Source organism: Roseospira marina, from assembly GCF_014197855.1.
GTDB lineage: Bacteria > Pseudomonadota > Alphaproteobacteria > Rhodospirillales > Rhodospirillaceae > Rhodospira > Rhodospira marina.
Genome location: NZ_JACIGJ010000010.1, coordinates 37,955 through 62,890, shown reverse-complemented (window position 1 = coordinate 62,890; position 24,936 = coordinate 37,955). Strand labels below are relative to the sequence as shown.

The following is a 24,936-nucleotide window of genomic DNA, read 5'->3' as shown; positions in this document are numbered from 1 at the left end:
CACGGTCGGTAGAGCGACAAAAACCGTATCGCCCAGACCAGAAACGTTCTAAGAAGGCGGCAACAAATGTTCGTGTCCGCGGCCGGGCGGCCGACAGTCAGCGGTGGCCCGCGCCGCCGCGCAAGACTGTGTCGCGCCGAAGGATGAGGGGGGCGCGGACCTTCGCTCAAAATGGGAAGGACGAGATCACATGACGCAGAACAACACCGTCACCGTGACCGACAACCGGACCGGCAAGGCCTACGATTTCCCGATCCTGGACGGCACCACCGGCCCCAGCGTTGTGGACATCCGGAAGTTCTATGCGGAGACCGGTATGTTCACGTACGACCCGGGCTACACGTCGACGGGCAGTTGCGAGTCCGCCGTCACCTACATTGATGGCGATCAAGGAGTCCTGCTGCACCGGGGCTACCCGATCCAGGACTTGGCGCAGAACTGCACCTTCCTGGAAGTGTCCTACCTGCTGCTGAACGGCGAGTTGCCCAACCGCGAGCAATTCCAGACGTTCGAAAACGCCATCACCATGCACACCATGGTGCATGAGCAGATCCACAAGTTCCTCGAAGGCTTCCGCCGCGACGCCCACCCGATGGCCGTGATGTGCGGCGTGGTCGGTGGCATGGCGGCGTTCTACCACGACAGCATCGACATTACGAACCCGCACCACCGCATGATCGCCTCGCATCGGCTGATCGCGAAGATTCCGACCATTGGTGCCTGGGCGTACAAGTACTCGGTCGGCCAGCCGCTGACGTATCCGCGCAACGATCTGCGCTATGCCAGCGATCTGCTTCAGATGATGTTTGCGGTCCCCTGCGAGGAGTACAAGGTCAACCCGGTGCTGGCCAAGGCCATGGATCGGATCCTGATCCTGCACGCCGACCACGAGCAGAACGCCTCGACCTCGACCGTCCGCCTGACCGGCTCGTCCGGTGCCAACCCGTTCGCCTGCATCGCGGCCGGCATCGCGTCGCTGTGGGGACCGGCGCACGGCGGCGCCAACGAGGCGGTGCTGAACATGCTGACCGAGATCGGGTCCGTCGATCGCGTCAATGAGTGTGTGAAGCGCGCCAAGGACAAGGATGATCCGTTCCGCCTGATGGGCTTCGGTCACCGGGTTTACAAGAACTATGACCCGCGCGCGAAGATCATGGCGCAGACCTGCCACGAAGTTCTGGAAGAGCTTGGCGTGAAGGATCCGCTCCTCGACGTGGCGATGGAGCTGGAGAAGATCGCGCTTGAGGACGACTACTTCATCGAGAAGAAGCTGTACCCGAATGTCGACTTCTACTCCGGCATCATCTTCCGTGCGATGGGCATCCCGACCTCGATGTTCACCGCCATCTTCGCCATCGCCCGCACCACGGGTTGGGTGGCGCAGTGGAACGAGATGATCACCGATCCGGCGCAGAAGATCGGGCGTCCGCGTCAGCTGTTCACCGGTTCCACTCAGCGCGAGTTCGTGCCGTTCGACAAGCGCTGACCGCCGCGCGATCCCGGGGCCGGCGCGGCGATTCCCTGCGGTTTTTGGGGTATCGTCGCGCCGCCGTGGTGCATTAGAGTACCGCAAACATTGGTACGGCGGTGCGGGCGCCGGAACGGCGCGTGCGGACGCGTCGGCATCGCCCGCCGATTCAAGGAGGGCGTTCGCATGCCAGAGCTTCGGTCCCGCACCACCACCCACGGCCGCAATATGGCCGGCGCACGCGGTTTGTGGCGTGCCACCGGGATGTCGGATGGAGACTTCGGCAAGCCCATTATCGCGGTCGCCAATTCCTTCACCCAGTTCGTCCCGGGCCACGTTCACCTGAAGGACCTGGGCCAGATGGTGTGCCGGGAGATCGAGGCCGCCGGCGCCGTCGCCAAGGAATTCAACACCATCGCCGTCGATGATGGCATCGCCATGGGCCACGGCGGCATGCTCTACAGCCTGCCGTCGCGGGAGCTGATCGCCGACGCGGTCGAATACATGGTCAACGCCCACTGCGCCGATGCGCTGGTGTGCATCTCCAACTGCGACAAGATCACCCCGGGGATGCTGATGGCCGCGCTGCGCCTCAACATCCCGACCATCTTCGTCTCCGGCGGCCCGATGGAAGCCGGCAAGGTCGTCATCAACGGCGAGGGCCATGCGGTCGACCTGATCGACGCCATGATCCAGGCCGCCAACGATGCCAACAGCGACGAGACGGTGGAGGCCTATGAACGCTCGGCCTGCCCGACCTGTGGGTCGTGCTCTGGCATGTTCACGGCCAACTCGATGAACTGCCTGACGGAGGCGTTGGGCCTGGCGCTGCCCGGCAATGGGACGCTGCTGGCGACCCACGCCCGCCGCAAGGCCTTGTTCCTGGAAGCCGGGCGCACCATCGTCGATCTGTGCCGCCGCTACTACGGCGAGGACGATGCGACCGTTCTGCCCCGGAGCGTGGCCAACACGGCGGCGTTCGAGAACGCCATGCGGCTCGACATCGCCATGGGCGGCTCCACCAACACGGTCCTGCACCTGCTGGCGGCCGCGCGCGAGGGTGAGATTGCCTTCACCATGGCCGATATCGACCGCCTGTCGCGCGAGACGCCGAACCTGTGCAAGGTCGCGCCGGCGGTGCCGAACGTTCATGTGGAGGACGTGCACCGGGCCGGTGGCATCCTGGGCATTCTGGCGGAGTTGAACCGCGCGGGCTTGCTCGATCCGTCGGTGTCGACCGTGCACGCGGCCACCATGGGCGCGGCGCTGGCGCACTGGGACGTGACGACGACGCACGACGCCGACGTGCCGGCGTTCTATCGCGCGGCGCCCGGCGGGGTGCGCACCACCGAGGCCTTCTCGCAGGATCGGGAGTACGCGGCGCTCGACCTCGACCGGACCGGCGGGGTCATCCGCGACGCCGCCCATGCGTTCTCGGCCGATGGCGGCTTGGCGGTGCTGTACGGCAACATCGCGGAACGCGGCTGCATCGTGAAGACGGCGGGCGTCGATGCCTCGATCCTGCGGTTCTCCGGTCCGGCGGTGATCTGCGAGAGCCAGGAGGAGGCCGTTGCCAAGATTTTGGCCGGCGAGGTCACCAAGGGCGACGTGGTCGTGGTCCGCTACGAAGGCCCCAAGGGCGGCCCCGGCATGCAGGAGATGCTGTACCCGACCAGCTATCTGAAATCGATGGGCCTGGGCAAGGACTGTGCCCTCATCACCGACGGCCGATTCTCGGGCGGCACGTCGGGTCTGTCCATCGGCCATGCGTCGCCGGAAGCAGCGGCGGGCGGCGGCATCGGGTTGGTCGAGCCGGGCGACATCATCGACATCGACATCCCGGGCCGGACGATCAACGCGCGTGTGGATGCAGCGGAGTTGGACCGCCGCCGGGCCGCCATGAACGCCCGGGGCGCGGCAGCCTGGCGGCCGGTGGACCGGCAGCGTGTGGTGTCGCCCGCGCTGCGGGCCTATGCCGCGCTGACGACCAGCGCCGACATGGGGGCGGTGCGGGACGTCTCGCAGGTGGAACCCGGGGACGGCGGGGCCGGGGCGGCGACCGTCGCGGTCCGGGCCTCCGAACCACAGACCGCCTGAGGACCCGCGCCCATGGCCTATCTCAACTGGACCACGGATCTGGAAACCGGGATCGCGTTTGTCGATCGCGATCACAAGATGCTCGTCGCGTTGCTGAACCAGGCCTACGACTGCATCGGGGCGCCGGAAGAACCGGCGACCCTGGGCAGCGTGCTCAGCGCTCTTGTGGAATATACGGAGTTCCATTTCGCCCGCGAGGAACGCCTGATGGAGGCGGCGCGGTATCCGCACCTCGCCGGCCATAAGGACATGCATCGCGGCCTGACGGACCGGGTCCATGCTCTCCGCGGGCGCTATCTGGAGGATCCCCGTGCGGTCCATGCCCAGGAGGTCATGGACTTCCTGCGCGGCTGGCTGATCGACCATATCCTGAAGCAGGACTTCCGGTTCCGCGCGGCCGTGATCGCCGCGCCGGAGGCGGCGCGGATGGCGGTATCGCCCGAGGCTGAGACCGAGGACGACGTGCCGGAGCGCCGGGCCGGAGCCACTCTGACGCCGACCACCGTCACGCCCGGGGGCGACGGCGGGGCGCCGGATCCCGCCCTGGCATCGGGCTTTGGCGGCGGGTCTATGGCCCTGGACTTCGGCACCCTGTCCGTGCTGGTGGTGGACGACAATCCGAACTTCCAGGTGATCCTCCGCACCATCCTGAAGGGGCTCGGCTGTCCGTCCGTGATGCTCGTGGACAGCGGATTCCGTGGCCTGGATGTGCTGGAGGCCGGGGCGCCCGGCCTGATTCTGGTGGACTGGCGGATGGACGGCATGGACGGGTTGGCGTTCGTTCGCCGCGCCCGGGACATGGGTGTGGCCGCCCCGATCGTCATGATTTCGGGCTATGGGGAGCCCGGCTTCGCGGTCGTGGCGCGCGAGGCCGGCGTCGATGCGTTCCTTGAGAAGCCGATCACCGCCCGTGGCCTTATCAAGGCGGTGGCGGATGCCATCCGCGAGCGTCGGCCGGGGAGCGCTGCGGGAGCGTTAACGGGACCGGACGGCGGCGCCCCCTGACGCGGCCCGCCTTGCAGGGGCACGGGATGGGGCCGTGTTATCCCGGGGCCCACTCGGTGTGGAAGGTCCCCGGCCGGTCCGTCCGTTCGTAGGTGTGGGCGCCGAAGTAGTCCCGCTGCGCCTGGATCAGGTTCGCGGGCAGCCGGGCGCTGCGGGCGCTGTCCACATAGGCCAGGGCCGACGACAGCCCCGGGACCGGCGTGCCCCGCAGCACCGCCTGGGCCACGGTGGTCCGCCACCCGTGCTGGGCCGCCGTGATCCGATCGGCGAAGGCCGGGGCGCGCAGCAGGCTGTCGGGCGCGTTCGGGGCGCGGAACGCGGCGGCGATGTCGTCCAGAAGGACCGCGCGGATCACGCAGCCCGCCCGCCAGATCTCGGCGACGGTGGCGAGATCCGTGTCCCAGCCGTGTTCCCGGGCGCCGGCGCGGATGGCGGCGAGCCCCTGCGCATACGTGGCAATGACCGCGCCCAAGACCGCCTGACGCAGAGCCTCGACCTCGGGACCCTCGGGATCCCAGTGCGGCGCCGTGCTCGGGACCGTGGGGCCGGGCAGGACGGCGGCGGTGGCGACGCGCTCGGGCTTCGCGGCGGCCAGGGAGCGGGCGAACACGCTTTCCGTGATAGTGGGCGTGGCGACGCCGAGGGCCAGGGCGGCCTCGGAGCTCCAGCGCCCCGTGCCCTTCTGCCCGGCGGTGTCCAGGATGGCCTCGACCAGCGGGCCGTCGTCCGCGCCCTCCGCGTCATCGCGCCGGTCCAGGATCACCGCCGTGATCTCGACCAGATAGGAGGCGAGCTCGGTCGCGTTCCAGCGCCGGAACACATCGGCCATGGCGGCATGGTCCAACCCGCCGACATCGCGGAGCAGCGCGAAGGCTTCCGCGAGGATCTGCATGATGCCGTATTCGACGCCGTTGTGGACCATCTTGACGAAGTGACCGGCGCCGTCGGTGCCCACGCGCGCGCAGCAGGGGACGCCGTCGAACCGCGCGGCGATCGCCTCCAGAACCGGGCGGCAGGCGGCATAGGCCTCGGGGGCGCCGCCGGCCATCAGGGACGGGCCATGACGCGCGCCCTCCTCGCCGCCGGACACGCCCAACCCAATGAACCGCAGCCCGCGTGCGCGCAACGCGGCCTCGCGGCGTTGCGTGTCCTGGTAGCGGGAGTTGCCGCCGTCGATGAGGACGTCTCCGGCCTCCAGGAGCGGCGCGAGGCCGTTCAGGGTGGCGTCGACCGGCTCGCCCGCTTTGACCATGATGAGGATGGCGCGCGGGCGGGGCAGGGCCTCCACCAGGGCGGCCAGCGTGTCCACCGGGGTAATGGTGATACCGGGCGTCGCGGCCAATTCGGCTTCAAACCGGTCCCGGGCCTCGACCCAGGGGTCGAAGACCGCCACTGTCGCCCCATGGTCGGCCATGTTGAGCGCGAGGTTGCGGCCCATCACACCCAGTCCGACCACGCCCATGCTCGTCTGTCCACTCATGATCCGGCTCCTCTGGGACGGTGGGCGCCATGGCGGCCGTTCCATCAGAGGACGGCGCCCGCACGGCGATGGAACCGTGACGATATCGATAACATGAGGCTTTGGCAACCGGCAGACCGCGCGCGGCATGTCCTTGAGACACCTCAAAAGCTCGATGATATCGTTAACAATTGACCGGGTGGGGAGCCTGGGGCATGCTCTGCTCAGCCACGTTGGCCCCCTGATGGCCGTCCGGTGCGGTTCCATGATCGAACGTTCTTCTCCTCGTGCCGATTCGGCGTCGCCAGGCTCGCGCCGGACGCCCACCATGGCCGACGTGGCCCGTCGGGCGGGGGTGTCCGCCATGACCGTGTCGCGCGCGTTGAAGGGCACCGGGACCGTGACGCCCGAAACGCAGGCGCGGATTCTCCAGGCGGTCGCGGAGCTGGGGTATGTGCTGGACAAATCCGCCGGGGCGCTGTCGTCCAAGAAGACGGGCTTCGTGTCCGTGTTGATTCCGTCTCTGAACAACTCCACGTTTTCCGACACGGTGCACGGTCTGATCGACGTGCTCGACACCCAGGCCATGCAGGTGCTGATCGGCACCACCGGCTATTCTCGCGCGCGCGAGGAGGCGGTGATCGAAACCATGCTTCAGCGCCGGCCGGAGGGCATTGTGGTCACCGGGGGCCGCCATACACCCCGCGCCCGGGCGATGCTGACGGCGGCGGGCGTGCCGGTGATCGAGACGTGGGAACAGCCGGCGGCGCCCATTGATCACGTCGTGGGGTTCTCCAACGCGGCCACGGTCGAGGATCTGATGGCCCGTCTGGTGGACCGGGGCTACCGGCGCATCGCGTTTATCGAGGGCGGGGAGGGCGATGATCCCCGGGGCGAAGACCGCCGGGCCGGTTACGAGCGGGCGGTGGCCCGCCATCGGCTGGAGCGCACCTGTGTGATCGCGGTCGGTCGGGTGCCGATCTCCATGGAGGACGGGGCCCGCGCCGTGGTTCAACTGGTGGAGACGTGGCCCGAGGTGGAGGCCGTGATCTGCGTGTCTGATGGGCCGGCGTTCGGGGCCATCATGGAATGCCATCGGCGCGGCTGGGCCGTTCCGGGCCGGTTGGCCATCGCCGGCTTTGGCGATTTCGAGCTGGCGCGCCAGTGTTGGCCGTCCATCACGACTGTGTCGGTCGGCAGCCGGGATCTCGGCCGTCAGGCCGGAAGCCTGATGCTGGAGGCGATCGCCGCCCGGTACGCGGGGGCGCCGCTGTCCCCCCGTCGTGTGACCGTGGCCCATACTCTGGTCGAGCGGGACAGCACCGCGCGGCGCGCGTCGCCCCCGACCTGGGCCGGGCGCGTGGCCTGATGGCAGACGGCGCGGAGAAAACCGGACAGGAGGTCCCCATGACGGCGGCGACGACAGCGGCATCCAGCGTGCGGTTCGAACGGCGGCCGGTCGTGGTCGTGATGGGCGTATCCGGCTCGGGAAAGTCCACTGTGGGCGCGGCCCTGGCGCTGCGTCTGGGCGTTCCGTTCCTGGATGCCGACGATTTCCACCCTCCGGCCAACGTCGACAAGATGTCGCGGGGGCTGCCCCTGACCGACGTGGACCGCTGGCCCTGGTTGGAGGCGCTGGGCGCGGCCATGGGCGCGCGCGCGGACGACGTCGGCGGTGTCGTGGCCGGCTGCTCGGCGCTCAAGCGGGCCTATCGTGCCCGTCTGACCGATACGGTGGGCCGGCCGCTTGTGTTCTTGGTTCTGGACGGCCGGCGGGAGACGCTGTTCGCTCGTATGAGCGCCCGCCAGGGGCACTACATGCCGCCCAGCCTGCTCGACAGCCAGTTGGCGGATCTGGAGCGCCCGGCCGACGACGAGCCGGCCCTGGTGCTGTCGATTGAGCAGGACGCGGACGCTCTGGTGGCGGAGGCGCTGGACGCCCTGGCGGCGATGACGCCGCCTTGACTGGTGTGGCGGCGCCCCTGACGCGGTCCGGAGAGCGGATGACGTAGGGGCGCCCGCCAGGGGCCGCCCTTACGCGCTCGTGTCCACGCCCTTCGGCGTGTCATCGGCGCTCGCGGCCGGGTCTGTCGCCGCCGTTGCCGCGGAGCGCTTGGGGCCACCCTTGGAGACCACCACCATCGCCGGCCGCAGCAGACGGTCGTGGATGACGTAGCCCTCCTGATACACCTGCACGACGGTGCCGGCCGGCACGTCCGGCCGCTCCATCTCCTGCATGGCCTGGTGCAGGTTCGGATCGAACGGCTGGTCCATGGCCTCGATCCGGCGCACGCCGTGCTGTCCCAGGGCGTTGATGAGTTCGCGGGCGGTCATCTCGACGCCGATGGCAAGGTTCTTCAGGTTCGGATCGGCCTCGCGCGCCTCGGCCGGCGCGGCGGCGGCGGCGCGGTCCAGGTTGTCGGCCACCGGCAGCACGGCCTTGGCGAGGTTCGACACGGCGTACTTGGTGTTGTCCTGAATGCGCTTGTCGGCCATCCGCTTGGCGTTCTGGGCCTCGGCAAGAGCGCTCAGGTAGTCGCGGCGCAGCGTTTCCACCTCGGCTTCAAGCTCGGCGCACCGGCTGTCGAGGTCGATGCCGGCATCGGCCTCGGATTCGGCGGCAGCGTCTTCGGCCGCCGCCTCCGGGGCCGATTCACCATAGTTCAGCATGTCCTCGGGGCCGACCACGAGGTCTTCCTCGTGCGGGTCGCGGGACTCCCCGGAGCCGGCCGCCTCGCCGGGCGCCGGGTTGGGGCGGGACGGGTCGTTGGCGGTGTTCTGGGTCATCGCGTGTCCGTTCATGTCTCTGGTTCAAACAAGGGTCCGGGGGTCACACAGGGCACCGGGCCGGGGCTCGGTCGGCCGCCTCATCCGATCAGGCGGCCGATGACCTTGGCGGTGTAGTCCACCAGCGGCACGATGCGTCGATAGTTGATCCGGGTGGGGCCGACAACGCCGATGGCGCCCACGATCTCCTCCCGGCTGTTCTGGTACGGCGCCACGATCATCGAGCACCCGGCCAGGGTGAAGAGGTCGTTTTCGGCGCCTATGAAGATCTGTACGCCGTCGGCGCAGATCACAAGGTCCAGCATGCGCAGCACCTGCTCCTTCGCCTCCAGGGCGTCGAACAGGGCGCGGATGCGGTCGATGTCCTGGGCCGCCGTGACGTCGTGCAGCAGATTGCCCTGGCCGCGCACGATCAGGGCGGCACCGCTGCGGTCGTCGGACCACGTGGCCAATCCCGCCGCGACCACCTTGCGCGACAGATCGTCCAGCAGGCTGCGGTCGCTTTCCAGTTCGCCCAGCACGGCCTCGCGGGCCTCGTCCAGGGTGCGTTCCGCCAGCCGCGCGTTCAGGTAGTTGGTGGCCTCCACCAGGGCGGACAGTGGGACGCCCGGCGGCACCTCCACCACCCGGTTTTCGACCACGCCGTTGGCCTCCACCATCACCACCAGGGCCCGGCCCGGGCCCAAATGCACGAACTCGATATGCTTGACCGGCGCATCCGCCTTCGGCGCGATGACCAGCCCGGCGCAGCGCGAGAGGCCGGACAGCAGGCGTGTGGCCTCCTCCAGCATGCCTTCCAGGCTGCGCCCGGCGGCCTGGCACAGGGTCGCGATATGCTCGCGCTCTCCGGCGTCGAGCGCGCCGACCTCCAGCAGGCCGTTGACGAACATGCGCAGGCCCAGCTCCGTCGGCAGGCGTCCGGCCGACGTGTGGGGCGCGTACAGCAACCCCCCTTGCTCCAGGTCGGCCATCACGTTGCGGATCGTGGCCGGCGAGACGCTGACCGACATCTTGCGCGCCAGGGTGCGCGACCCGACCGGCTCCCCCGTCTCGACAAAGGTGTCCACGAGGCGTTGGAACACCTCGCGCGAACGCGCGTCCAGGTCCATCAGGGGCGAGGTCGAGGGCGAAACCGGCATGACCATGGGTGTGTTGACGAGCCATCGCGGCGCCGGGACCTTCATTGCCCCGGCGAGAGCGGAAATCTAGGGAGCGGTCGGAGGCCCGTCAACGGCGCCCGGTGCGATTGACGCCGGGTGGCCCGGGGCACGACCGGTGGTTACGGTCCCGTGCGTGTCGGCCGTTGGCTGATTACGTTCCTCGGGTTAGCATGCACATCGCCCGGATGGTGGGGGGCGTTCGGTCCAAACGTATACACCGGTTCAGACCGGTTGGGTCTCACAAGTCGATGGGGTACGGAATGCTGTGTGTCGCTTCCCGTTTTCAGGCCGGTCCGAACGACGGCCGATCCGCCACCAGACCTCGGATGGGGCACCGGGGCGGGCGTCAGGCCCGACCGGTGCTTGGGGTGGCGATCCTCGCCGGGCTTCTCGTGGCGCAGACCGCGATGCCGCACGGCGGGTCCGCTTGGGCGCAATCGGCGGCCGAGGACGCCGCGCGCGCCGTGAGCCCGACCTCGGCGGGCGATCTGCCGCCGCTGCCGGCGCTTGATCCGGCCCTCAACACCGATGAGGGCATGGGGCGGACGGCCGCCGCCGTGCGTCAGCGGGTGCTGGTCAACGTCCGGCAGCTCTTTTCGCCCATGGAGGGCGACAGGATCGCGACGGACGGGCCGATCCTCGCGGAAGAGATGGGGAAGGGCGGCACCCGCGTCACCTTCCCGGATCTCTCGATACGGACGGGGACCCTGTCCGGCGATCCGACCCTGGTCGTCTTCGGTGATGTCGTGGCGGAGGCAACCGCTGGGGCCGATGGAGGCATCGAATACACCGCGAGCCTGAGCGGCCCGATCACCTTTTTCTCCAAGGGGGAGCAGATCGCCGACTTGGCGTTCGACCGCCTGACGATGAACGGGGCGTTCGATGCGGAGGCGCCGCTGCTGGGCGAGGACACGATTGCGGCCAAGGGCGTCACGCTCACCGTGCCGGCGGATGTGGGCGACCCAACGGTCGTCACGGCGGAGATCGTCGATCTGAACGGGCGCGCGGCGTCGGACGGCGACGGGACCATCGGCTCGACGTATACCGCGCGCGCGGTGTCGGTCGGGATTCGCCAGGGCGAGGGTGAGCCGACCGTGAACATCGAGAGGATTGGCGGCACCCTATCCGGCTCTGGGACGCCGGAGGCGTGGCTGGAGGGAGGGCGCCTGACCGCCCTTGGCGAGCGGTTCCCGCGGCCGGAGCAGGTTGTGGAGACGACCAGCCGGTTGCTTGGGACGCAGCCGCTCGGCAAGATGGTCGCCGCCGCCGAGCTGACCGGTATCGAAATCCACGGGTCTCCGACGGAGTCCGTGTCGATCGATCGGATCGGGCTGGACATGGCGGCCGATGAGCCCGCGTCCGGCACGCCCAGCGGAGCCTTCGGGATCGCGCTGGACACCATGCGCTCCCAGGGGGATCTGCCGGTGGCGGTCGACCTGGGCGCCCTGCGCATGTCGATCAAGGGACAGGACCTGGACGTCGCCCGCCTGCGCGGGCACATGGCGGATGTCCTGACGGCGCTGGGTCCGGCGATCGCGACGCCCGGGGCCGCGCCGGCGGACCTGCCCCCCGAACAGGAACAGGCTCTCCTCGCCGCACTGGTCGGGGTCATGAAGGATGTGGCCCTGGGCGAGGGCGACAGCCGGATGGTACTGTCCGGCCTCGACGTGCGGGACCGGGGCCGCACCATGTTCGGGCTCGATACCTTTGAAATGACGGCGGGATGGGCCGAAGACGATCAGGGGCGCCTGAGCGGCCCGTCCCGGTTGGCCTTGGCCGGCCTGAGGGTTGACGACCCGCAGGGGGGCATGCCCGTTCGGGTGGGGCGCCTCGACATCGACAGCGCCACCGAGGGCTTCGACCTGGCGGCCTATCGCGAGATGGTCGCCGCCCTGATCGAGCAATCCGTAGCCACGGGGCTGCCCCCCGACCCCATGACCATGACCCTCCCGAACAAACAACAGGCGGTGGCCGGCGGGTCGATGACCATGACTCTGGAGGACGTCGCCCTCGGCAATAAAATGAACCCGATGGGCGGCCTTTCGGGCCTGACCCTGACGTACACCATGGAGGCGGCCGAGCCTGGGGTGGACGCCGTGGGCGCGGATCTGTCCTTGGACATCCGGGGCCTCGACACCGGGCCGATGACGGCCCTCGTGGTGCCGCTGGAGTTGGTGCCCACGGACGCGACCCTTGCCGTGACGGGCCAACGCCTGCCTATCCCGGCGTTGGCGCGGTTGAGCATGGGCAATCCGGCGGCCGGTGGGCGTGACCCCGAGCGGGTGGCCGAGGCCCTGTTGGCCAAGCACCGGCCTGCCTTCACCGTGGACACGCTGACCGTCGGCGGGCCGATCTATGGGATCGAGGGGAACGGCGACATTACCGTAGCCGGCTCAGCGATGCCGGATTCCCAGGGCGCTTTCAACCTGACCGTGACCGGCCTGGACGAGACCATGGCCCTGTTGCAGGAGCAGGTGCAAATCGATCCGTCCTTGCAACAGCCGCTGTTGGCCCTGGTGGCCTTGCGGGGACTCGGTCGGGCCGACGAACCCGGCACGTATCGGTATGAGGTGGCGCTGGCGCCGGACACCGGGGTGGTGATCAACGGCACGCCGGCGGCGGCCTTGATGGTGGGCCCTCAACCCGGTACGACCCCGCCCGCGTCGCCGGGCATGGTGGAGCCGCCGTCGACGGAGAGCCCGGAGTCCGGCGGTGCACCGTCCCAAGGCGGTGCTGGCGAGGTGCGGAAGTCGCGCTAAGGCGCTAACGCGCTAAGGCGGGCCCGACGCGGCGCGGGGGCGTGGAACGGGGAGGTGTGTGGCGGCGATGAGCGAGATGCAGGACAGGGCGGACGAAGCCTGGGCGATGCCGGAGGTGGATGTCCTGGACCATTTCGCGTTCCGGCTCCCGCCGTTCGCCGACACGCCGGACCCCGAACCACCCTACGTGCCGGACGATGGCCTCGATCCGGCGGAAGCGGTCGAGGCGGCCCTGGACGACTCCTTGCGTGGGCCCCTCGATCCCGACGCGGACTCGGGTGCGGAGGCCGGTCCGGAGTCCTATGGTACGGCGGGGCGCGACCCGGATCCGGTGCCCGGAGACACGGGCCCCGCCGACAGGGATGCCGCCCACAGGGATGCTTCTGGGGCGCCGGACAGCACGTCCTCGCCGCCCGGTCAGGCGGTGCTGCTGATCGGCCCCCGGGGGATCGGCACCTCCCTAACCTGCCGCGCCCTGGTGCGCCGTCTGAAGGCGCGTCGGGCGGTGGCGCTTTTGGACGGGGCGTCCGTGAGCGAGTCCCAGGCGATGCCGATGGCGGTGTGTCGGGCGTTCGGGCTGCCCACCAGCGATACGCCGGTGGAGACGGTGCGCACGTTGCGCATTTTCCTGGAGGACCGGTTGGCGCGCGGCCGGCGCGGCCTGCTGGTCGTGGACCGGGCGGACGCCCTGGGGCTGACCGGGCTGGACCCGCTTGCGCGCCTGCTGGCGCTGGAGACGCTCGACGAACCGCTGTTGCAGGTGGTGCTGGCGGGACCCGGCGCGCTGGAGCCGCTGCTGGCCCGTCCGGCTCTGCGTGCGCTTGCCCAGGCGGTGGCCGCGAGTGTGGAGATCGGGCCGTTCACCCTCGCCCAGTCCTGCGCCTATATCGACCATCGGATTCGTCTCGCCCGCAGCGAGGGCGTCGATTTCGATCCCATGACGGACGACGCCAAGACCCGGATCGCCCAGGCGGCGGAGGGGGTGCCGGCCACGATCAATGCGTTGTGCCGTCAAGCGTTGCATCTGGCGGCCCAGGATGGCCTGCCGCGCGTCACGGCCGAGCAGGCCGACGCGGTGATCGCCCGTGCGGGGGCCGTCTCGGGTCCGTTTCGTGTGCCGGAGGTCGCCAGTGCCGAGGCGGCCACGCCCCGGCGCCGTGCCGGCCTAGCTTGGGCTGCGGCGGTCGGGGTCGGGGTCGCTCTGCTGGGCGGCGGCGCCTGGATCCTGCTGTCAGAGATGGAGGGGCCGGAGCCGGCGCGGCCTGTGGTGGCGTCGGCTCCAGACACACCGGCGGGACCGGACGCCTTCGATGGGGCGACCGCGCCGCCGTCCGCGTCCGCCGTGCCGGTGCCCGACAGGGGGCGAGCCGAGGGGGCTGGGGCTGATGCGCCGCCCCCGACGGACGAGGTCGAGGCGCCCGAGACCGCGCCGGTTTCGGCCCCGGCGACCGCAACGGCGCCGGATGTGGCGTCCGATACCGGGGAACCCGAGCGCGAGGGATCGGGGGATGAGATGTCCGGAGCGGAGGCGTCCGAGGCGGCCACGGCGGCACGGGATGTGAGGCCCGGCGATGCGGACCCGGATGTGGACGCTTCGCCCCATCTCGAACCGCCGGCGGTGCCCGCGCCCCCGGCCGTAGGTCCCGAGGATGCGCGCATCGCCGATGTGCTGGCACGGGCGGAGGCGTTGCGGGCACGGGCGGCCAACCGGGGTGAAGCCGCGGCCCCGGCGACCGACATGCCGAGCCCACCCACAGGCTCGGATTCGGAGACGGCGGATTCGGAGGCAGCGGGATCGGAGCCCCGGGATTCGGAGAGAGGGGCCGCCGCGCCATCCCTCCCTGCGGAGCATCCGGCCGCGCCGCACCTTGTTCTGACCGATCCCTGGTCGGGAAGCCGCCACGCCTCTCCGCCCGTTCCGGAGCCATCGTCGGCGCGGGGCGTTGCCGATCTGCGGTCCGGGGCGGTGTCCGCGCCGCGGCGGCTGGCACCACAGCCCCCCCCGACTGTGGCGGTGGTGAACCCCTGGGGGGGCGTCGGCGCCGCGCGGGAGGGGGCTCCGGAGGGAGATGCCGCGCCGCCGGGCATGGCCTCGGACGCTGTCCCCGACCCCACGCCCATGCTGGAGTCGACACCGGAGCCGACACCGGAGCCGACGCCGGAGCCTGGGCCCCCCGCCGCGCCCCAGCGGGAGCCTGCCCCCGTGCCCCCGCCGGAGGCCGCCTCGATGACTCCGGCTCCCGAACCGGTCCCTGAGCCGGGTCCTGAGCGGGTTCCTCGACCGGCGACCAAACCAGGGCCGCCGCCGCGGACGACGCTCGAAGACGAAATCGTGACCGAAACAGCGCCGACGCTGGATCAGGCCGCCGCGCCGGAACCATCGGTCGATCCGGCCCGTGCGGCTGACCTCAGACGCCGCGCGGAGGCGGATCGCCGGGAGACCGAGGCGTTGAACCGGCTCAGCCTTGAGGCCGCGCGCGAAGGCCTCGCGCCACCGCAGTTCCGCGCCTTTGAGAATCCCCCGATTCCCGCGACTCCATCGGGTTTGCCCTGACCGGGCCCCCGGCGGGCCGGGATGACGCGAGTCGGTTTGTGCACGTTCTATCCTCGCGCACGATGGGCGAACGCCTGAACAGGTTGTGTCGATCAAGAAACAAAAATTCGTTACGGTGGTCCGGGTCGAAGGGATCCTTGCTTGCGTGACCCGGAATTCTCACTATTGTGTGCCCGACCCGGAGCGAAGTAGGCCTTTTTGGGGCCGCTCTTCGCGCCGATGGACCAGAGATCACGCACCGCGCGGCCCGGTTCCGCCGCGCGGTTGCTCGTGCACCCGGGATTACGACCGGCGCAGATCCGGCCGGATCCATCCGAACCGCCTTGAGGGAGGACTCGTCATGAAGACCCTGAAGACCACCCTGGCCACCGCTGGCGTCGCGCTCGGTCTGGCTCTGACCACAGCGTCGACCGCCTGGGCACAGTGCGACGATGGCGAAATCGTCATCAAGTTCAGTCACGTCACCAACACCGACAAGCATCCGAAGGGTATCGCCGCCTCGCTGCTGGCCGACCGGGTCAACGAGGAGATGGACGGCACGGCCTGCATGGAGGTCTATCCGAACTCCACCCTGTACAACGACGACAAGGTGCTGGAGGCGATGCTCGCCGGCGACGTGCAGATGGCGGCGCCCTCCCTGTCGAAGTTCGAGAAGTTCACCAAGAAGTTCCGTCTGTTCGACCTGCCGTTCGTGTTCGAGGACATCAACGCGGTCAACCGGTTCCAGAACTCCGACGACGGTCAGGCCCTGATGGAGTCCATGAAGCGTCGTGGTCTGCTCGGCCTCGCGTTCTGGCACAACGGCATGAAGCAGCTCTCGGCCAACAAACCCCTGCTGGTGCCGGAAGACGCCGAGGGCCTGAAGTTCCGTATCCAGCAGTCCGACGTGCTGCAGGCGCAATTCGAGGCGCTGGGCGCCAACCCGCAGAAGATGGCCTTCTCCGAGGTGTACGGCGCGCTCCAGCAGGGCGTGGTCGACGGCCAGGAAAACACCTGGTCCAACATCTACGGCCAGAAGTTCTTCGAGGTGCAGGACGGCATCACCGAAACCGACCACGGCGTGCTCGACTATCTGGTCGTGACCTCCGCCGAGTGGTGGGACGATCTGCCGGAGGACGTGCGCGACCAGCTCGCCACCATCGTCCACGAGGTCACCGAGACCCGCAATGCCGAGTCGTACGCCGTCAACCAGCGCAACAAGAACCTCATCATCGAGGCCGGCAGCACCGTCCGCACCCTGACGCCCGAGCAGCGGGCCCAGTGGGTCGATGCCATGAAGCCCGTGTGGGAGCAGTTCATGGATGACATCGGCGAGGACCTGTTGAACGCGGCGCTGTCCTACAACACCGCGAACTAAACCACCGAAAGAGCCGAAACCGGCCTTCGTGACGGCGGCGCGCCCGGACACGGCTCCGGGGGCGTCGTCGCCGTGTTCGCCCCCGTTCTGTCCAGGGGGGACGCGGGCATGCGTCTGGGAGAGCAAGGTCATGCAGACCATAGACGGGCACCACCACAGTGATGTCGTGGACGCGATCGAGCGCACGGGGATTTCCATCGCCCTGGGATTAATGACGCTGGTGACCTTCGCCAACGTCGTGGCGCGCTACGTGTTCAACTCGAACATCCTGTGGGCTCTGGAAACCACGGTGTTCCTGTTCGCGTGGCTGGTGCTTCTGGGGGCGTCGCATCTGGTCAAGACATCGGGCCACATCGGGGTGGATCTGGTGCAGAACCTCGTGCCGCCCGGCCCGCGCAAGCTCATGGTTCTGCTGTCCGTGGCGTTGTGCGTGGTGTTCAGCGCCCTGCTGCTGGTCGGCGCCGTCCAGTACTGGTGGCCGTTCGCTACGGACCGGGCATGGTACGAGGTCAACGACATTCCGATGGTCCTCTTTCCGGACCTGTTTGCCGATGTGTTCAACGAAGGCGAATCCTACGAGAAAATGCCGCGTTTCCTTCCCTATGCCGCGCTGCCGCTGGGGATGCTTCTGCTGATGTTCCGGTTCCTGCAGGCCGGCTGGCATATCGCCACCAGCCGCCGCAGCATGCTGATCGCCAGCCACGAGGCCGAGGACATCGTCGCCGACGCGACGGAGGAAACCCGCAAACGCGATCAGGCCGGGGAGGGCTGAACCGATGTCCGTCGTTTTTCTGTTCGTGATGGTCATCGGCTTCATGCTGATCGGCGTGCCCATCGCCGTATCGCTCGGGCTCGCCAGCACCATCTTCCTGATCCTTTATTCCCACGCCTCGCTCGGCTCCATCGCGCAGACGCTGTTCGGGGCGTTTGACGGGCACTACACGCTGCTCGCCATTCCGTTCTTCATTCTGGCCTCGTCGTTCATGTCGACCGGCGGCGTGGCCCGGCGCATCATCCGCTTCGCCATCGCCTGCGTCGGGCACTTCAAGGGCGGGCTGGCCATCGCGGGCGTGTTCGCCTGCATGCTGTTCGCCGCGCTGTCCGGATCGTCCCCCGCGACCGTGGTGGCCATCGGGACCATCGTCATCGCCGGCATGCGCCAGGTGGGCTACACCCGCGATTTCGCCGCTGGTGTCATCTGCAACGCCGGCACGCTGGGGATCCTGATTCCGCCGTCTATCGTGATGGTGGTCTACGCGGCTTCGGTCGACGTGTCGGTCGGCCGCATGTTCCTGGCGGGTGTGATCCCGGGTCTGCTGGCCGGCGTGATGCTGATGGTCGGGATCTACGTGATCGCGCGCATCCGCAACCTGCCGGCGCAGGACTGGGGCGGATGGGGTGAGATCCTGCGGTCCGGCTGGGATGCCGTCTGGGGCCTGCTGTTGGTGGTCATCATCCTCGGCGGCATTTACGGCGGCGTGTTCACGCCGACGGAAGCGGCCGCCGTTGCTGCGGTGTATGCCTTCGTGATCGCCAATTTCGTCTATCGCGACATGGGGCCCTTCGCGCACGGGACGGGTCCGGTCTATCTGATCCCGTGGAAGGTCCTCAGCGTCCTGTGGCACGAAGACACGCGCAACGCGCTGTACGATGCCGGCAAGCTGTCCATCATGCTGATGTTCATCATCGCCAACGCGCTGATCCTGAAGCATGTGCTGACCGAGGAGCAGATTCCCCAGATGATCGCCGGCGCTATGCTGGACGCCGGCTTCGGTCCGATCATGTTCCTGGTGATCGTCAACATCATTCTGCTGCTCGGCGGGCAGTTCATGGAGCCTTCGGGCCTGATCGTGATCGTGGCGCCGTTGGTGTTCCCGATCGCCATTGAGCTGGGGGTTGACCCGATCCATCTGGGCATCATCATGGTCGTCAACATGGAGCTGGGGATGATCACCCCGCCTGTGGGCCTGAACCTGTTCGTGACATCGGGTGTCGCCGGCATGCCGATGTTCGACGTGGTGAAGGCCGCGCTGCCGTTCCTGCTGATCCTGTTCGTGTTCCTCATTCTGGTGACGTACGTGCCGTGGCTGTCCACCTTCCTGCCCACCCTGATGATGGGACCCGAGCTCATCACGCAATAGGTAACCGGTCCCGCCGGGCCGCCCGGTCGCCCATGGGGATGGGGACCGGCGGTCTGGCGCTCGGTCTGGCGCTCACGCTCTTGGGGGCGGCGGGCTGTACACCGATCGGTGCCGTGGTGGGTGCCGGCGCCATGGCCGGCACGGCGGCGAGCGAGGAACGCGGCCTCGGCGGTGCTGTTGATGATGCCGGCATCCAGGCCGAAATCAACCAGCTCTGGCTGTCGCATGACCTTGGCCTGTTTCGCCGCGTCGACATGACGGTGCGCGAGGGGCGCGTCCTGTTGACCGGCGCGGTCCCGGACCCCGAGACCCGGGTGGAGGCCGTGCGGCTGGCCTGGGAGGCGGAGGGCGTGCGCGAGGTCATCAACGAGATCGAGGTGGACGACACCTCGACCCTGGTGGATCAGGCCGCCGACGCCGCTATCGCCACCAAGCTGGAAACGCGGCTGATGTTCGACCGTGATGTCCGGGCCATCAACTACAGCGTCGACGTGGTCAACGGCACCGTCTATCTGATGGGTGTGGCTCAGGATCAGGGGGAGTTGAACCGCGCGGTGGCCTACGCCCGGGACATGCGTGGGGTGCGTCGGGTCATCAGCTACGTCCGCATGAAGGATGCGGGGGCATGATCGACTGCTCGCGTTGACGAACCGCATGGATCGCACCCCGCCGCGCCCGCACGATCGGTTTGGGCCGCCGCGTAAGGGGGCGGGGAACAGGGACCGTTGCCGTTGGACCCGAACGCCGAACTGATGGACCTACTCGCCTCCGGGCTCGCGCACTGTCATGTCGTCATCCGCGACGAGGGCGGGTTGCTGGCGAGTCTGGCGTTGGCCGGTCTGGCAGGTGGGTTTACGCATTGCGTCGGCATGTGCGGGCCGTTCGTGCTGTCCCAGACCACGGCGCGGTTGGAGGCGGTGCCGGCCGCCCGTATGCGGGAGTTCCATCGCCTGACCGGGGCCGCTCTGGTGCCCTACCACCTGGGGCGGATGACCACCTACGCCGCGTTGGGCGCGGCGCTCGCCGGGCTGGCCGGCACGATTCACCGCAGCGGCGTGCTCGACTGGGTCTCGGCGGCGCTGCTGCTGCTGGCGGCGCTGCTGTTCGTGGGCTACGCCCTGCCGCGCCTGAAGGTGGCGATTCCCGGCGGGTCCCGGCTGGAGGCGTGGTGGTCGGCCCATGTGGGCGATGCCGCGCGCCCGCTGTTCCGCGACCCGACGGGTTGGCGCGGGTATGGGCTCGGGCTGATGCTGGGGTTCATTCCCTGCGGGCTGCTGTATGGCGCGCTGGCGGCGGCGGCGTCGAGCGGCGAGGTCCTGACCGGCGCGGTCGCCATGGCCGTGTTCGCGCTCGGCACGGTGCCGAGTTTGCTGCTGGTCGGGCTGGTCGGTCAGGTGGCGGCGGCGCGGTTCCGGGGTGCGATGGCGGTGGCGGTGCCGGTTCTGATGATCCTGAACGCCGCCGTTCTGACGTATTTGGCGGCCAGTCTGGTGGTGTAAATTCCGGGGACCGGCGCGCGGACACAGGGAGCGAGTGATGCGACGGGGAAAAGTGGCCTCCATCGCGGGCGGCGTAGCCGTCGTGCTGGTGGTCGTGGCGGTGGGGCTGCTGCCGCGCCTGGGCCTCCTGGATGGTCTCCTGGATGGTCTCCTGAACGGGGGCGACTCCGTGTCGGACGCGGCGTCTTCCACGACGGGTACGACGGCGGGGGAGGCCGACATCGGCGGTCCCTTCACCCTGGTTAACGGGGCGGGGGAGACGGTGACGGAGGCCTCCTGGCCGGGGCAGTACCTGCTGATCTACTTCGGCTACACGTACTGTCCCGACGTCTGTCCCACCAGTCTGCAGACCATGACCCTGGCGCTGGACCAGTTGGATCCGGCGCTCGTGGAGAAGGTCCAGCCGGTGTTCATCTCCATTGATCCGGAGCGCGACCGGCCCGCCGACGTGGCCGAGTACGTCGGATTCTTCCACCCCAAGATGGTCGGCCTGACGGGCACGCCCGAGCAGGTCGCGGCCGCTGCCCAAGCCTACCGCGTGTATTACGCCAAGGTCGAGCAGCCGGAGAGTGAGGCCCCGTACCTGATGGACCACAGCGCCATCACGTACCTGATGGCGCCCGACGGCCGGCTGGCGGCGTTCTTCCGCCATGGCGAGGATCCGGCCGTCATGGCCGAGCAAATGCGAGCGATTCTCAACGGCAGCGAGAGTTGAACGCAGTCCGGAGATCGGATCCGGTTCGACTGGAAATCAGCTGGCGTTGGGGATAAGGTCCCGCCACCAAACCGTAACGCCCGACCCGGGGCCGGACACGACCATGCACCGCTACGCGAATCCCACCCGTTTCCTGCGCATCGCCAACGCCATCCTGCCATGGAGCACCGCGATCATGGTGATCGCGTTCGGTGTCGGGCTCGCCTACGCTTTGGTGGTGTCGCCGCCCGACTATCAGCAGGGCGAGACGGTGCGGATCATGTACGTGCACGTGCCGTCCGCCTGGATGGGGCTGTTCGTCTACACCGCGATGGCCATCGCCAGCGCCGTGGCCCTGATCTGGCGCCACCCGGTGGCGGATCTGGCCGCGCAGTGCTCGGCTCCGGTGGGGGCGGCGTTCACCTTCATCTGTCTGGTTACGGGATCGCTGTGGGGCAAGCCGATGTGGGGCGCGTGGTGGGTCTGGGATGCCCGCCTGACGTCCATGCTGATCCTGCTGTTCCTGTATCTGGGCTACATGGCGCTCGCCAATGCCTTCGATGACCGCCAGCGCGGATCGAAGGCCGCCGCCGTGCTGGCGCTGGTGGGCTGGGTCAACATTCCCATCATCAAGTTCTCGGTGGACTGGTGGAACACGCTGCACCAGCCGGCCAGTGTCAATCCGATGGGGCAGAGCGGCATCGCCATCGACGGCTCCATGCTGATCCCGCTGTTCGCCATGGCCATCGCCTTCAAGGCCTATTACGTGACCACCCTGCTGCTGGGGATGCGGCGGGAGATCGCGGCGGCCAAGGTGCGGGCGATGCGGATGGCGGCGGTGCACGGGTAACGGCGGCCCAGGGGGCGGCGCAGCCGGACCATCAGAGCGGCGCAGCCAGGACGTCAGCGCGGCGGCGCCAGAAAACGGGTGCGGGAGTGGACAGTCTGATCGCGTTTTTCGAGATGGGGGGCTACGCGCTGTTCGTGTGGTCGTCCTACGGTGTGGCGGCCGTGGTGATGGTCGCCCTGTTTGTTCATGTACGGGTCAGCCTGCGTCGGGAAGAGCGCGCGCTGGCCCAGCTCCAGGCCGCCGGGGGTGGCCGGCGTCGGCGGGCGGGGCCCGTCGGTGCCGGCGGGGCGACCGTTGCAGGGGACGCCGAGAGTCGGTCGGGCGCGGGGATCGCCCCGGCTGAGGCGACACGCCCCGAGGACGGAGGCCGAGTGTGACTCGTAAGAAACGGCGTTTGTATTTCATTGCCCTGGGCATGCTCGCCCTGGGCGCCGCCACGGCGTTGGTCTTGAGCGCCATCGGCGACAGCCTGCTGTACTTCTACAGCCCGACCGATCTGGAGGAACGCCCGGTGGCCGAGGGCCAGCGCTTCCGCCTGGGCGGTCTGGTCGAGGAGGGCAGCGTGGAGAAGGACGGCGAGACCGTCCGCTTTGTCGTCACCGACCTGATCCACACGGTGCCGGTCGCCTTCACGGGAATCCTGCCTGATCTGTTCCGCGAGGGGCAGGGCGTGGTGACCGAGGGGCGCCTGTCCGGCGCGGGTCTGTTCGTGGCCGACAGCGTGCTGGCCAAGCACGACGAGACCTACATGCCGAAGGAGGTGGCCGACTCCCTCAAGGACAGCGGCTACTGGAAGGAGGGCGCGGCGCCGGACGCGGGACCGGCCCAGTGAGGCGGCGGGACTCCGTTCGCTCCGTGACCGCACGCCGCTCCGCCTTTGCTTGCGCCCTGGGGGCGGATCGGTCAGTGTGTTCGCGGGGATTGACGGAACGCGCAACCGACCCTGGCAACGCCGGGGCCGCGTGTGTGGTCGTACGAGGATCACGCGCGAACGGGGGACGACACCCCGGGTTTCCGAACGGGAGGACTCCTGAATGATCCCCGAGATCGGCCATTACGCGCTGACCCTGGCGCTCTGCGTCGCGGTCGTGCAGGCCATCGTGCCGATGGTGGGTGCGCAGCGGGGCGATTTGGCCCTGATGAACCTGTGCCGCCCGGCGTCCGTGGCGCTGTTCCTGACCATCGCCGTGGCCTTCGCGGCCCTGACGCACAGCTACATCGTTTCCGACTTTTCCGTCGCCAACGTCTACCTCAACTCCCACACCGACAAGCCGCTGCTGTACAAGATCAGCGGCGTGTGGGGGAACCACGAGGGCTCGCTGCTGCTGTGGATCCTCATCCTGGCGGTGTTCAGCGTGGCGGTGTCGGTCTTCGGCCGGAATCTGCCGCCGGCGCTGCGGGCGCGGGCGCTGGCCGTTCAGGCCATGATCGTGGTCGGGTTCCTGCTGTTCATCCTGTTCACGTCCAATCCGTTCGAGCGCATCGATCCGGCTCCCCTGAACGGGCGCGGCCTCAACCCGCTGCTCCAGGACCCGGGCCTCGCCTTCCATCCGCCGATGCTCTACCTGGGCTACGTCGGGTTCTCGATGGCGTTCTCGTTCGCCATCGCGGCCCTGATCGAGGGCCGGGTGGATGCGGCCTGGGCGCGCTGGGTGCGGCCCTGGACGCTGCTGGCCTGGATCTTCCTGACCCTGGGCATCGCGCTGGGAAGCTGGTGGGCGTACTACGAACTCGGCTGGGGCGGCTGGTGGTACTGGGATCCGGTCGAGAACGCCTCGTTCATCCCGTGGCTGGCCGGCACCGCGTTGCTGCACTCCGCCATCGTAGTGGAGAAGCGCGACACGCTGAAAAGCTGGACCATCCTGCTGGCGATCGTGACCTTCTCGCTGTCGCTGCTGGGCACCTTCCTGGTGCGCTCCGGCGTCATCACCTCGGTGCATGCCTTCGCCACGGATCCGACGCGCGGTGTGTTCATTCTGGTGCTGCTGGCCGTGACGGTGGTGGGCTCGTTTAGCCTCTACGCCTGGCGGGCGCCGCAGATGAAGGGCGGCGGGGTGTTCGCGCCGATCTCGCGCGAGGGCACGCTGCTGCTGAACAACGTGCTGCTCAGTACGGCGGCCGCGACCGTGCTGCTCGGCACGCTCTATCCGCTGTTCGCCGACGCGCTCCATCTGGGCAAGGTCTCCGTCGGCCCGCCGTTCTTCAACGCCGTGTTCGTGCCGCTCATGGTGCCCATGCTGATCGTGATGGCGCTGGGGCCGCTGCTGGCGTGGAAGCGCGGCGACGCCCTGGGTGCCGCGAAGCGCCTGTGGTTGGCGCTGGTGGCGGCGGCCGGGGTGTTCGCGGCGACCTATGTGGCGGCGGGCGGTCAGGCGACGCACGTCGGCGCGGCCTTCGGCATGGGCGTCGGCGCGTGGCTGCTGATCGGCACGCTGGTCGAATGGGCGGAACGCGTGCATCTGTTCCGCGCCAGCCCGGGCGTGTCGTTGCGGCGCGCCGTGGGCCTGCCGCGCGCGGCCTACGGCATGACGCTGGCGCACATCGGGACCGCGCTTCTGGTCATGGGCGTGGTGGGCAACACGGCCTGGAAGACGGAATCCATCCAGGTCATGAGCCCCGGCGAGACGCTGGCGATGGCGGGACACATCTACCGCTTTGAGGGCGCCGACCGCGTGGACGGCCCGAACTACGACGCCATCCGGGGCCATTTCACGCTGCTGGATGGCGACGGTGACCGGATCACCGAGCTTGCGCCGGAGAAGCGGCGTTACACCCAGCCGCCACAGGCGACGACCGAGGCGGCCATTCATACCAGCGGCCTGCACGATTACTACGCGGTCATTGGCGACGCCGCCACGGACCATGGTGCGGGGGCCTACGTGACACGGTTCTATTATGAGCCCTTCGTCCCGCTCTTGTGGTATGGAGCCCTGCTGATGGGCGTGGGTGGGGTCGTGTCCCTGACCGACCGCCGTCACCGGATCGGCGCGCCGGCGCGCCGGCGGGCGGAGGCGGCGGCCCGGGCGGCGTCGACCCGGGCGTCCTCCGGTCCGTCGGGTGGATCGGGGGTCACGGCCCCCGGGCGTGCGTCGTGAGCGGGGGGCGA

20 protein-coding genes are annotated in these 24,936 nt (G+C 69.0%); 17 read left to right on the top strand and 3 right to left on the bottom strand.

All coding sequences use genetic code 11. The features are described from left to right. Positions 1-190 precede the first annotated feature (190 nt). From GGD82_RS13615 to GGD82_RS13605, 3 genes are all read left to right on the top strand, one after another. Positions 191-1,486, top strand: a complete 1,296-nt coding sequence (locus GGD82_RS13615) for a citrate synthase (protein WP_150062784.1) — start codon at positions 191-193, stop codon at positions 1,484-1,486. Positions 1,487-1,654: 168 nt separating this feature from the next. Next, positions 1,655-3,565 carry a dihydroxy-acid dehydratase gene (gene ilvD, locus GGD82_RS13610; protein WP_150062783.1) on the top strand — a complete coding sequence of 637 codons (1,911 nt, stop codon included), beginning with the start codon at positions 1,655-1,657 and terminating at the stop codon, positions 3,563-3,565. A 12-nt stretch (positions 3,566-3,577) separates the two neighbouring features. Beyond that, positions 3,578-4,570 (top strand): bacteriohemerythrin, encoded by a 993-nt coding sequence (locus tag GGD82_RS13605; RefSeq protein WP_150062782.1) that lies wholly within the window; start codon positions 3,578-3,580, stop codon positions 4,568-4,570. A 37-nt stretch (positions 4,571-4,607) separates the two neighbouring features. Here GGD82_RS13605 and gnd read toward each other — a convergent pair whose 3' ends face one another. Then, the gene (gene gnd / locus GGD82_RS13600; RefSeq protein ID WP_150062781.1) at positions 4,608-6,050 is read right to left on the bottom strand and encodes an NADP-dependent phosphogluconate dehydrogenase; all 1,443 of its coding nucleotides are present in this window, start codon (positions 6,048-6,050) and stop codon (positions 4,608-4,610) included. 307 nt (positions 6,051-6,357) lie between these two features. Here gnd and GGD82_RS13595 point away from each other — a divergent pair, with 307 nt between their 5' ends. Together GGD82_RS13595 and GGD82_RS13590 are read left to right on the top strand one after the other, a co-directional pair. Next, positions 6,358-7,398 carry a LacI family DNA-binding transcriptional regulator gene (locus tag GGD82_RS13595; protein ID WP_150062780.1) on the top strand — a complete coding sequence of 347 codons (1,041 nt, stop codon included), beginning with the start codon at positions 6,358-6,360 and terminating at the stop codon, positions 7,396-7,398. A gap of 38 nt (positions 7,399-7,436) precedes the next feature. Further along, on the top strand, positions 7,437-7,994 hold the full coding sequence (locus GGD82_RS13590; RefSeq protein ID WP_150062779.1) for a gluconokinase: 558 nt from the start codon (positions 7,437-7,439) through the stop codon (positions 7,992-7,994). Positions 7,995-8,063: 69 nt separating this feature from the next. On the opposite strand, the gene grpE is transcribed toward GGD82_RS13590, so the two are convergent. Further along, positions 8,064-8,816, bottom strand: coding sequence for a nucleotide exchange factor GrpE (grpE, locus tag GGD82_RS13585; RefSeq protein ID WP_246163920.1), 753 nt, complete (start codon positions 8,814-8,816; stop codon positions 8,064-8,066). 80 nt (positions 8,817-8,896) lie between these two features. Then, positions 8,897-9,961: a heat-inducible transcriptional repressor HrcA gene (gene hrcA, locus GGD82_RS13580; RefSeq protein WP_260178428.1), complete on the bottom strand. Its 1,065-nt coding sequence runs from the start codon at positions 9,959-9,961 to the stop codon at positions 8,897-8,899. 383 nt (positions 9,962-10,344) lie between these two features. On the opposite strand from hrcA, the gene GGD82_RS13575 reads away from it, so the two are divergent. The 12 genes from GGD82_RS13575 to GGD82_RS13520 all read left to right on the top strand — a co-directional run bounded on the left by GGD82_RS13575 (position 10,345) and on the right by GGD82_RS13520 (position 24,925). Beyond that, on the top strand, positions 10,345-12,735 hold the full coding sequence (locus GGD82_RS13575) for a YdgA family protein (protein WP_184013282.1): 2,391 nt from the start codon (positions 10,345-10,347) through the stop codon (positions 12,733-12,735). 67 nt (positions 12,736-12,802) lie between these two features. After that, the gene (locus GGD82_RS13570) at positions 12,803-15,289 is read left to right on the top strand and encodes an AAA family ATPase (protein WP_150062776.1); all 2,487 of its coding nucleotides are present in this window, start codon (positions 12,803-12,805) and stop codon (positions 15,287-15,289) included. 340 nt (positions 15,290-15,629) lie between these two features. After that, on the top strand, positions 15,630-16,646 hold the full coding sequence (locus GGD82_RS13565; protein WP_150062775.1) for a TRAP transporter substrate-binding protein: 1,017 nt from the start codon (positions 15,630-15,632) through the stop codon (positions 16,644-16,646). Between the two features lie 130 nt (positions 16,647-16,776). Continuing rightward, complete coding sequence (locus GGD82_RS13560; RefSeq protein ID WP_150062774.1) at positions 16,777-17,418, top strand: TRAP transporter small permease; 642 nt, start codon at positions 16,777-16,779, stop codon at positions 17,416-17,418. Between the two features lie 4 nt (positions 17,419-17,422). Then, positions 17,423-18,787 (top strand): TRAP transporter large permease, encoded by a 1,365-nt coding sequence (locus GGD82_RS13555; RefSeq protein WP_150062773.1) that lies wholly within the window; start codon positions 17,423-17,425, stop codon positions 18,785-18,787. Between the two features lie 32 nt (positions 18,788-18,819). Continuing rightward, positions 18,820-19,416 carry a BON domain-containing protein gene (locus GGD82_RS13550; RefSeq protein ID WP_150062772.1) on the top strand — a complete coding sequence of 199 codons (597 nt, stop codon included), beginning with the start codon at positions 18,820-18,822 and terminating at the stop codon, positions 19,414-19,416. 96 nt (positions 19,417-19,512) lie between these two features. After that, positions 19,513-20,286 carry a sulfite exporter TauE/SafE family protein gene (locus tag GGD82_RS13545; RefSeq protein ID WP_311731955.1) on the top strand — a complete coding sequence of 258 codons (774 nt, stop codon included), beginning with the start codon at positions 19,513-19,515 and terminating at the stop codon, positions 20,284-20,286. Between the two features lie 37 nt (positions 20,287-20,323). Continuing rightward, positions 20,324-21,001, top strand: coding sequence for an SCO family protein (locus tag GGD82_RS13540; RefSeq protein WP_150062770.1), 678 nt, complete (start codon positions 20,324-20,326; stop codon positions 20,999-21,001). A gap of 103 nt (positions 21,002-21,104) precedes the next feature. Beyond that, positions 21,105-21,830: a heme ABC transporter permease gene (locus GGD82_RS13535; RefSeq protein WP_150062769.1), complete on the top strand. Its 726-nt coding sequence runs from the start codon at positions 21,105-21,107 to the stop codon at positions 21,828-21,830. Positions 21,831-21,916: 86 nt separating this feature from the next. Then, a complete protein-coding gene (ccmD, locus tag GGD82_RS13530) occupies positions 21,917-22,207 on the top strand; it encodes a heme exporter protein CcmD (RefSeq protein ID WP_150062768.1) in 291 nt (96 codons plus the stop codon). After that, positions 22,204-22,662, top strand: a complete 459-nt coding sequence (gene ccmE / locus GGD82_RS13525) for a cytochrome c maturation protein CcmE (RefSeq protein ID WP_150062767.1) — start codon at positions 22,204-22,206, stop codon at positions 22,660-22,662. Before ccmD ends, ccmE begins: the two co-directional genes overlap by 4 nt. 202 nt (positions 22,663-22,864) lie before the next feature. Further along, positions 22,865-24,925: a heme lyase CcmF/NrfE family subunit gene (locus GGD82_RS13520; RefSeq protein WP_150062766.1), complete on the top strand. Its 2,061-nt coding sequence runs from the start codon at positions 22,865-22,867 to the stop codon at positions 24,923-24,925. Positions 24,926-24,936: the final 11 nt, after the last annotated feature.

Excerpts from the sequence above, each read along its gene's own strand:
- GGD82_RS13615 (WP_150062784.1), top strand. The coding sequence starts at position 191 with ATGACGCAGAACAACACCGTCACCGTGACCGACAACCGGACCGGCAAG.
- ilvD (WP_150062783.1), top strand. The coding sequence starts at position 1,655 with ATGCCAGAGCTTCGGTCCCGCACCACCACCCACGGCCGCAATATGGCC.
- GGD82_RS13605 (WP_150062782.1), top strand. The coding sequence starts at position 3,578 with ATGGCCTATCTCAACTGGACCACGGATCTGGAAACCGGGATCGCGTTT.
- gnd (WP_150062781.1), bottom strand. The coding sequence starts at position 6,050 with ATGAGTGGACAGACGAGCATGGGCGTGGTCGGACTGGGTGTGATGGGC.
- GGD82_RS13595 (WP_150062780.1), top strand. The coding sequence starts at position 6,358 with ATGGCCGACGTGGCCCGTCGGGCGGGGGTGTCCGCCATGACCGTGTCG.
- GGD82_RS13590 (WP_150062779.1), top strand. The coding sequence starts at position 7,437 with ATGACGGCGGCGACGACAGCGGCATCCAGCGTGCGGTTCGAACGGCGG.
- grpE (WP_246163920.1), bottom strand. The coding sequence starts at position 8,816 with ATGACCCAGAACACCGCCAACGACCCGTCCCGCCCCAACCCGGCGCCC.
- hrcA (WP_260178428.1), bottom strand. The coding sequence starts at position 9,961 with ATGGTCATGCCGGTTTCGCCCTCGACCTCGCCCCTGATGGACCTGGAC.
- GGD82_RS13570 (WP_150062776.1), top strand. The coding sequence starts at position 12,803 with ATGAGCGAGATGCAGGACAGGGCGGACGAAGCCTGGGCGATGCCGGAG.
- GGD82_RS13565 (WP_150062775.1), top strand. The coding sequence starts at position 15,630 with ATGAAGACCCTGAAGACCACCCTGGCCACCGCTGGCGTCGCGCTCGGT.
- GGD82_RS13560 (WP_150062774.1), top strand. The coding sequence starts at position 16,777 with ATGCAGACCATAGACGGGCACCACCACAGTGATGTCGTGGACGCGATC.
- GGD82_RS13555 (WP_150062773.1), top strand. The coding sequence starts at position 17,423 with ATGTCCGTCGTTTTTCTGTTCGTGATGGTCATCGGCTTCATGCTGATC.
- GGD82_RS13550 (WP_150062772.1), top strand. The coding sequence starts at position 18,820 with ATGGGGATGGGGACCGGCGGTCTGGCGCTCGGTCTGGCGCTCACGCTC.
- GGD82_RS13540 (WP_150062770.1), top strand. The coding sequence starts at position 20,324 with ATGCGACGGGGAAAAGTGGCCTCCATCGCGGGCGGCGTAGCCGTCGTG.
- GGD82_RS13535 (WP_150062769.1), top strand. The coding sequence starts at position 21,105 with ATGCACCGCTACGCGAATCCCACCCGTTTCCTGCGCATCGCCAACGCC.
- GGD82_RS13520 (WP_150062766.1), top strand. The coding sequence starts at position 22,865 with ATGATCCCCGAGATCGGCCATTACGCGCTGACCCTGGCGCTCTGCGTC.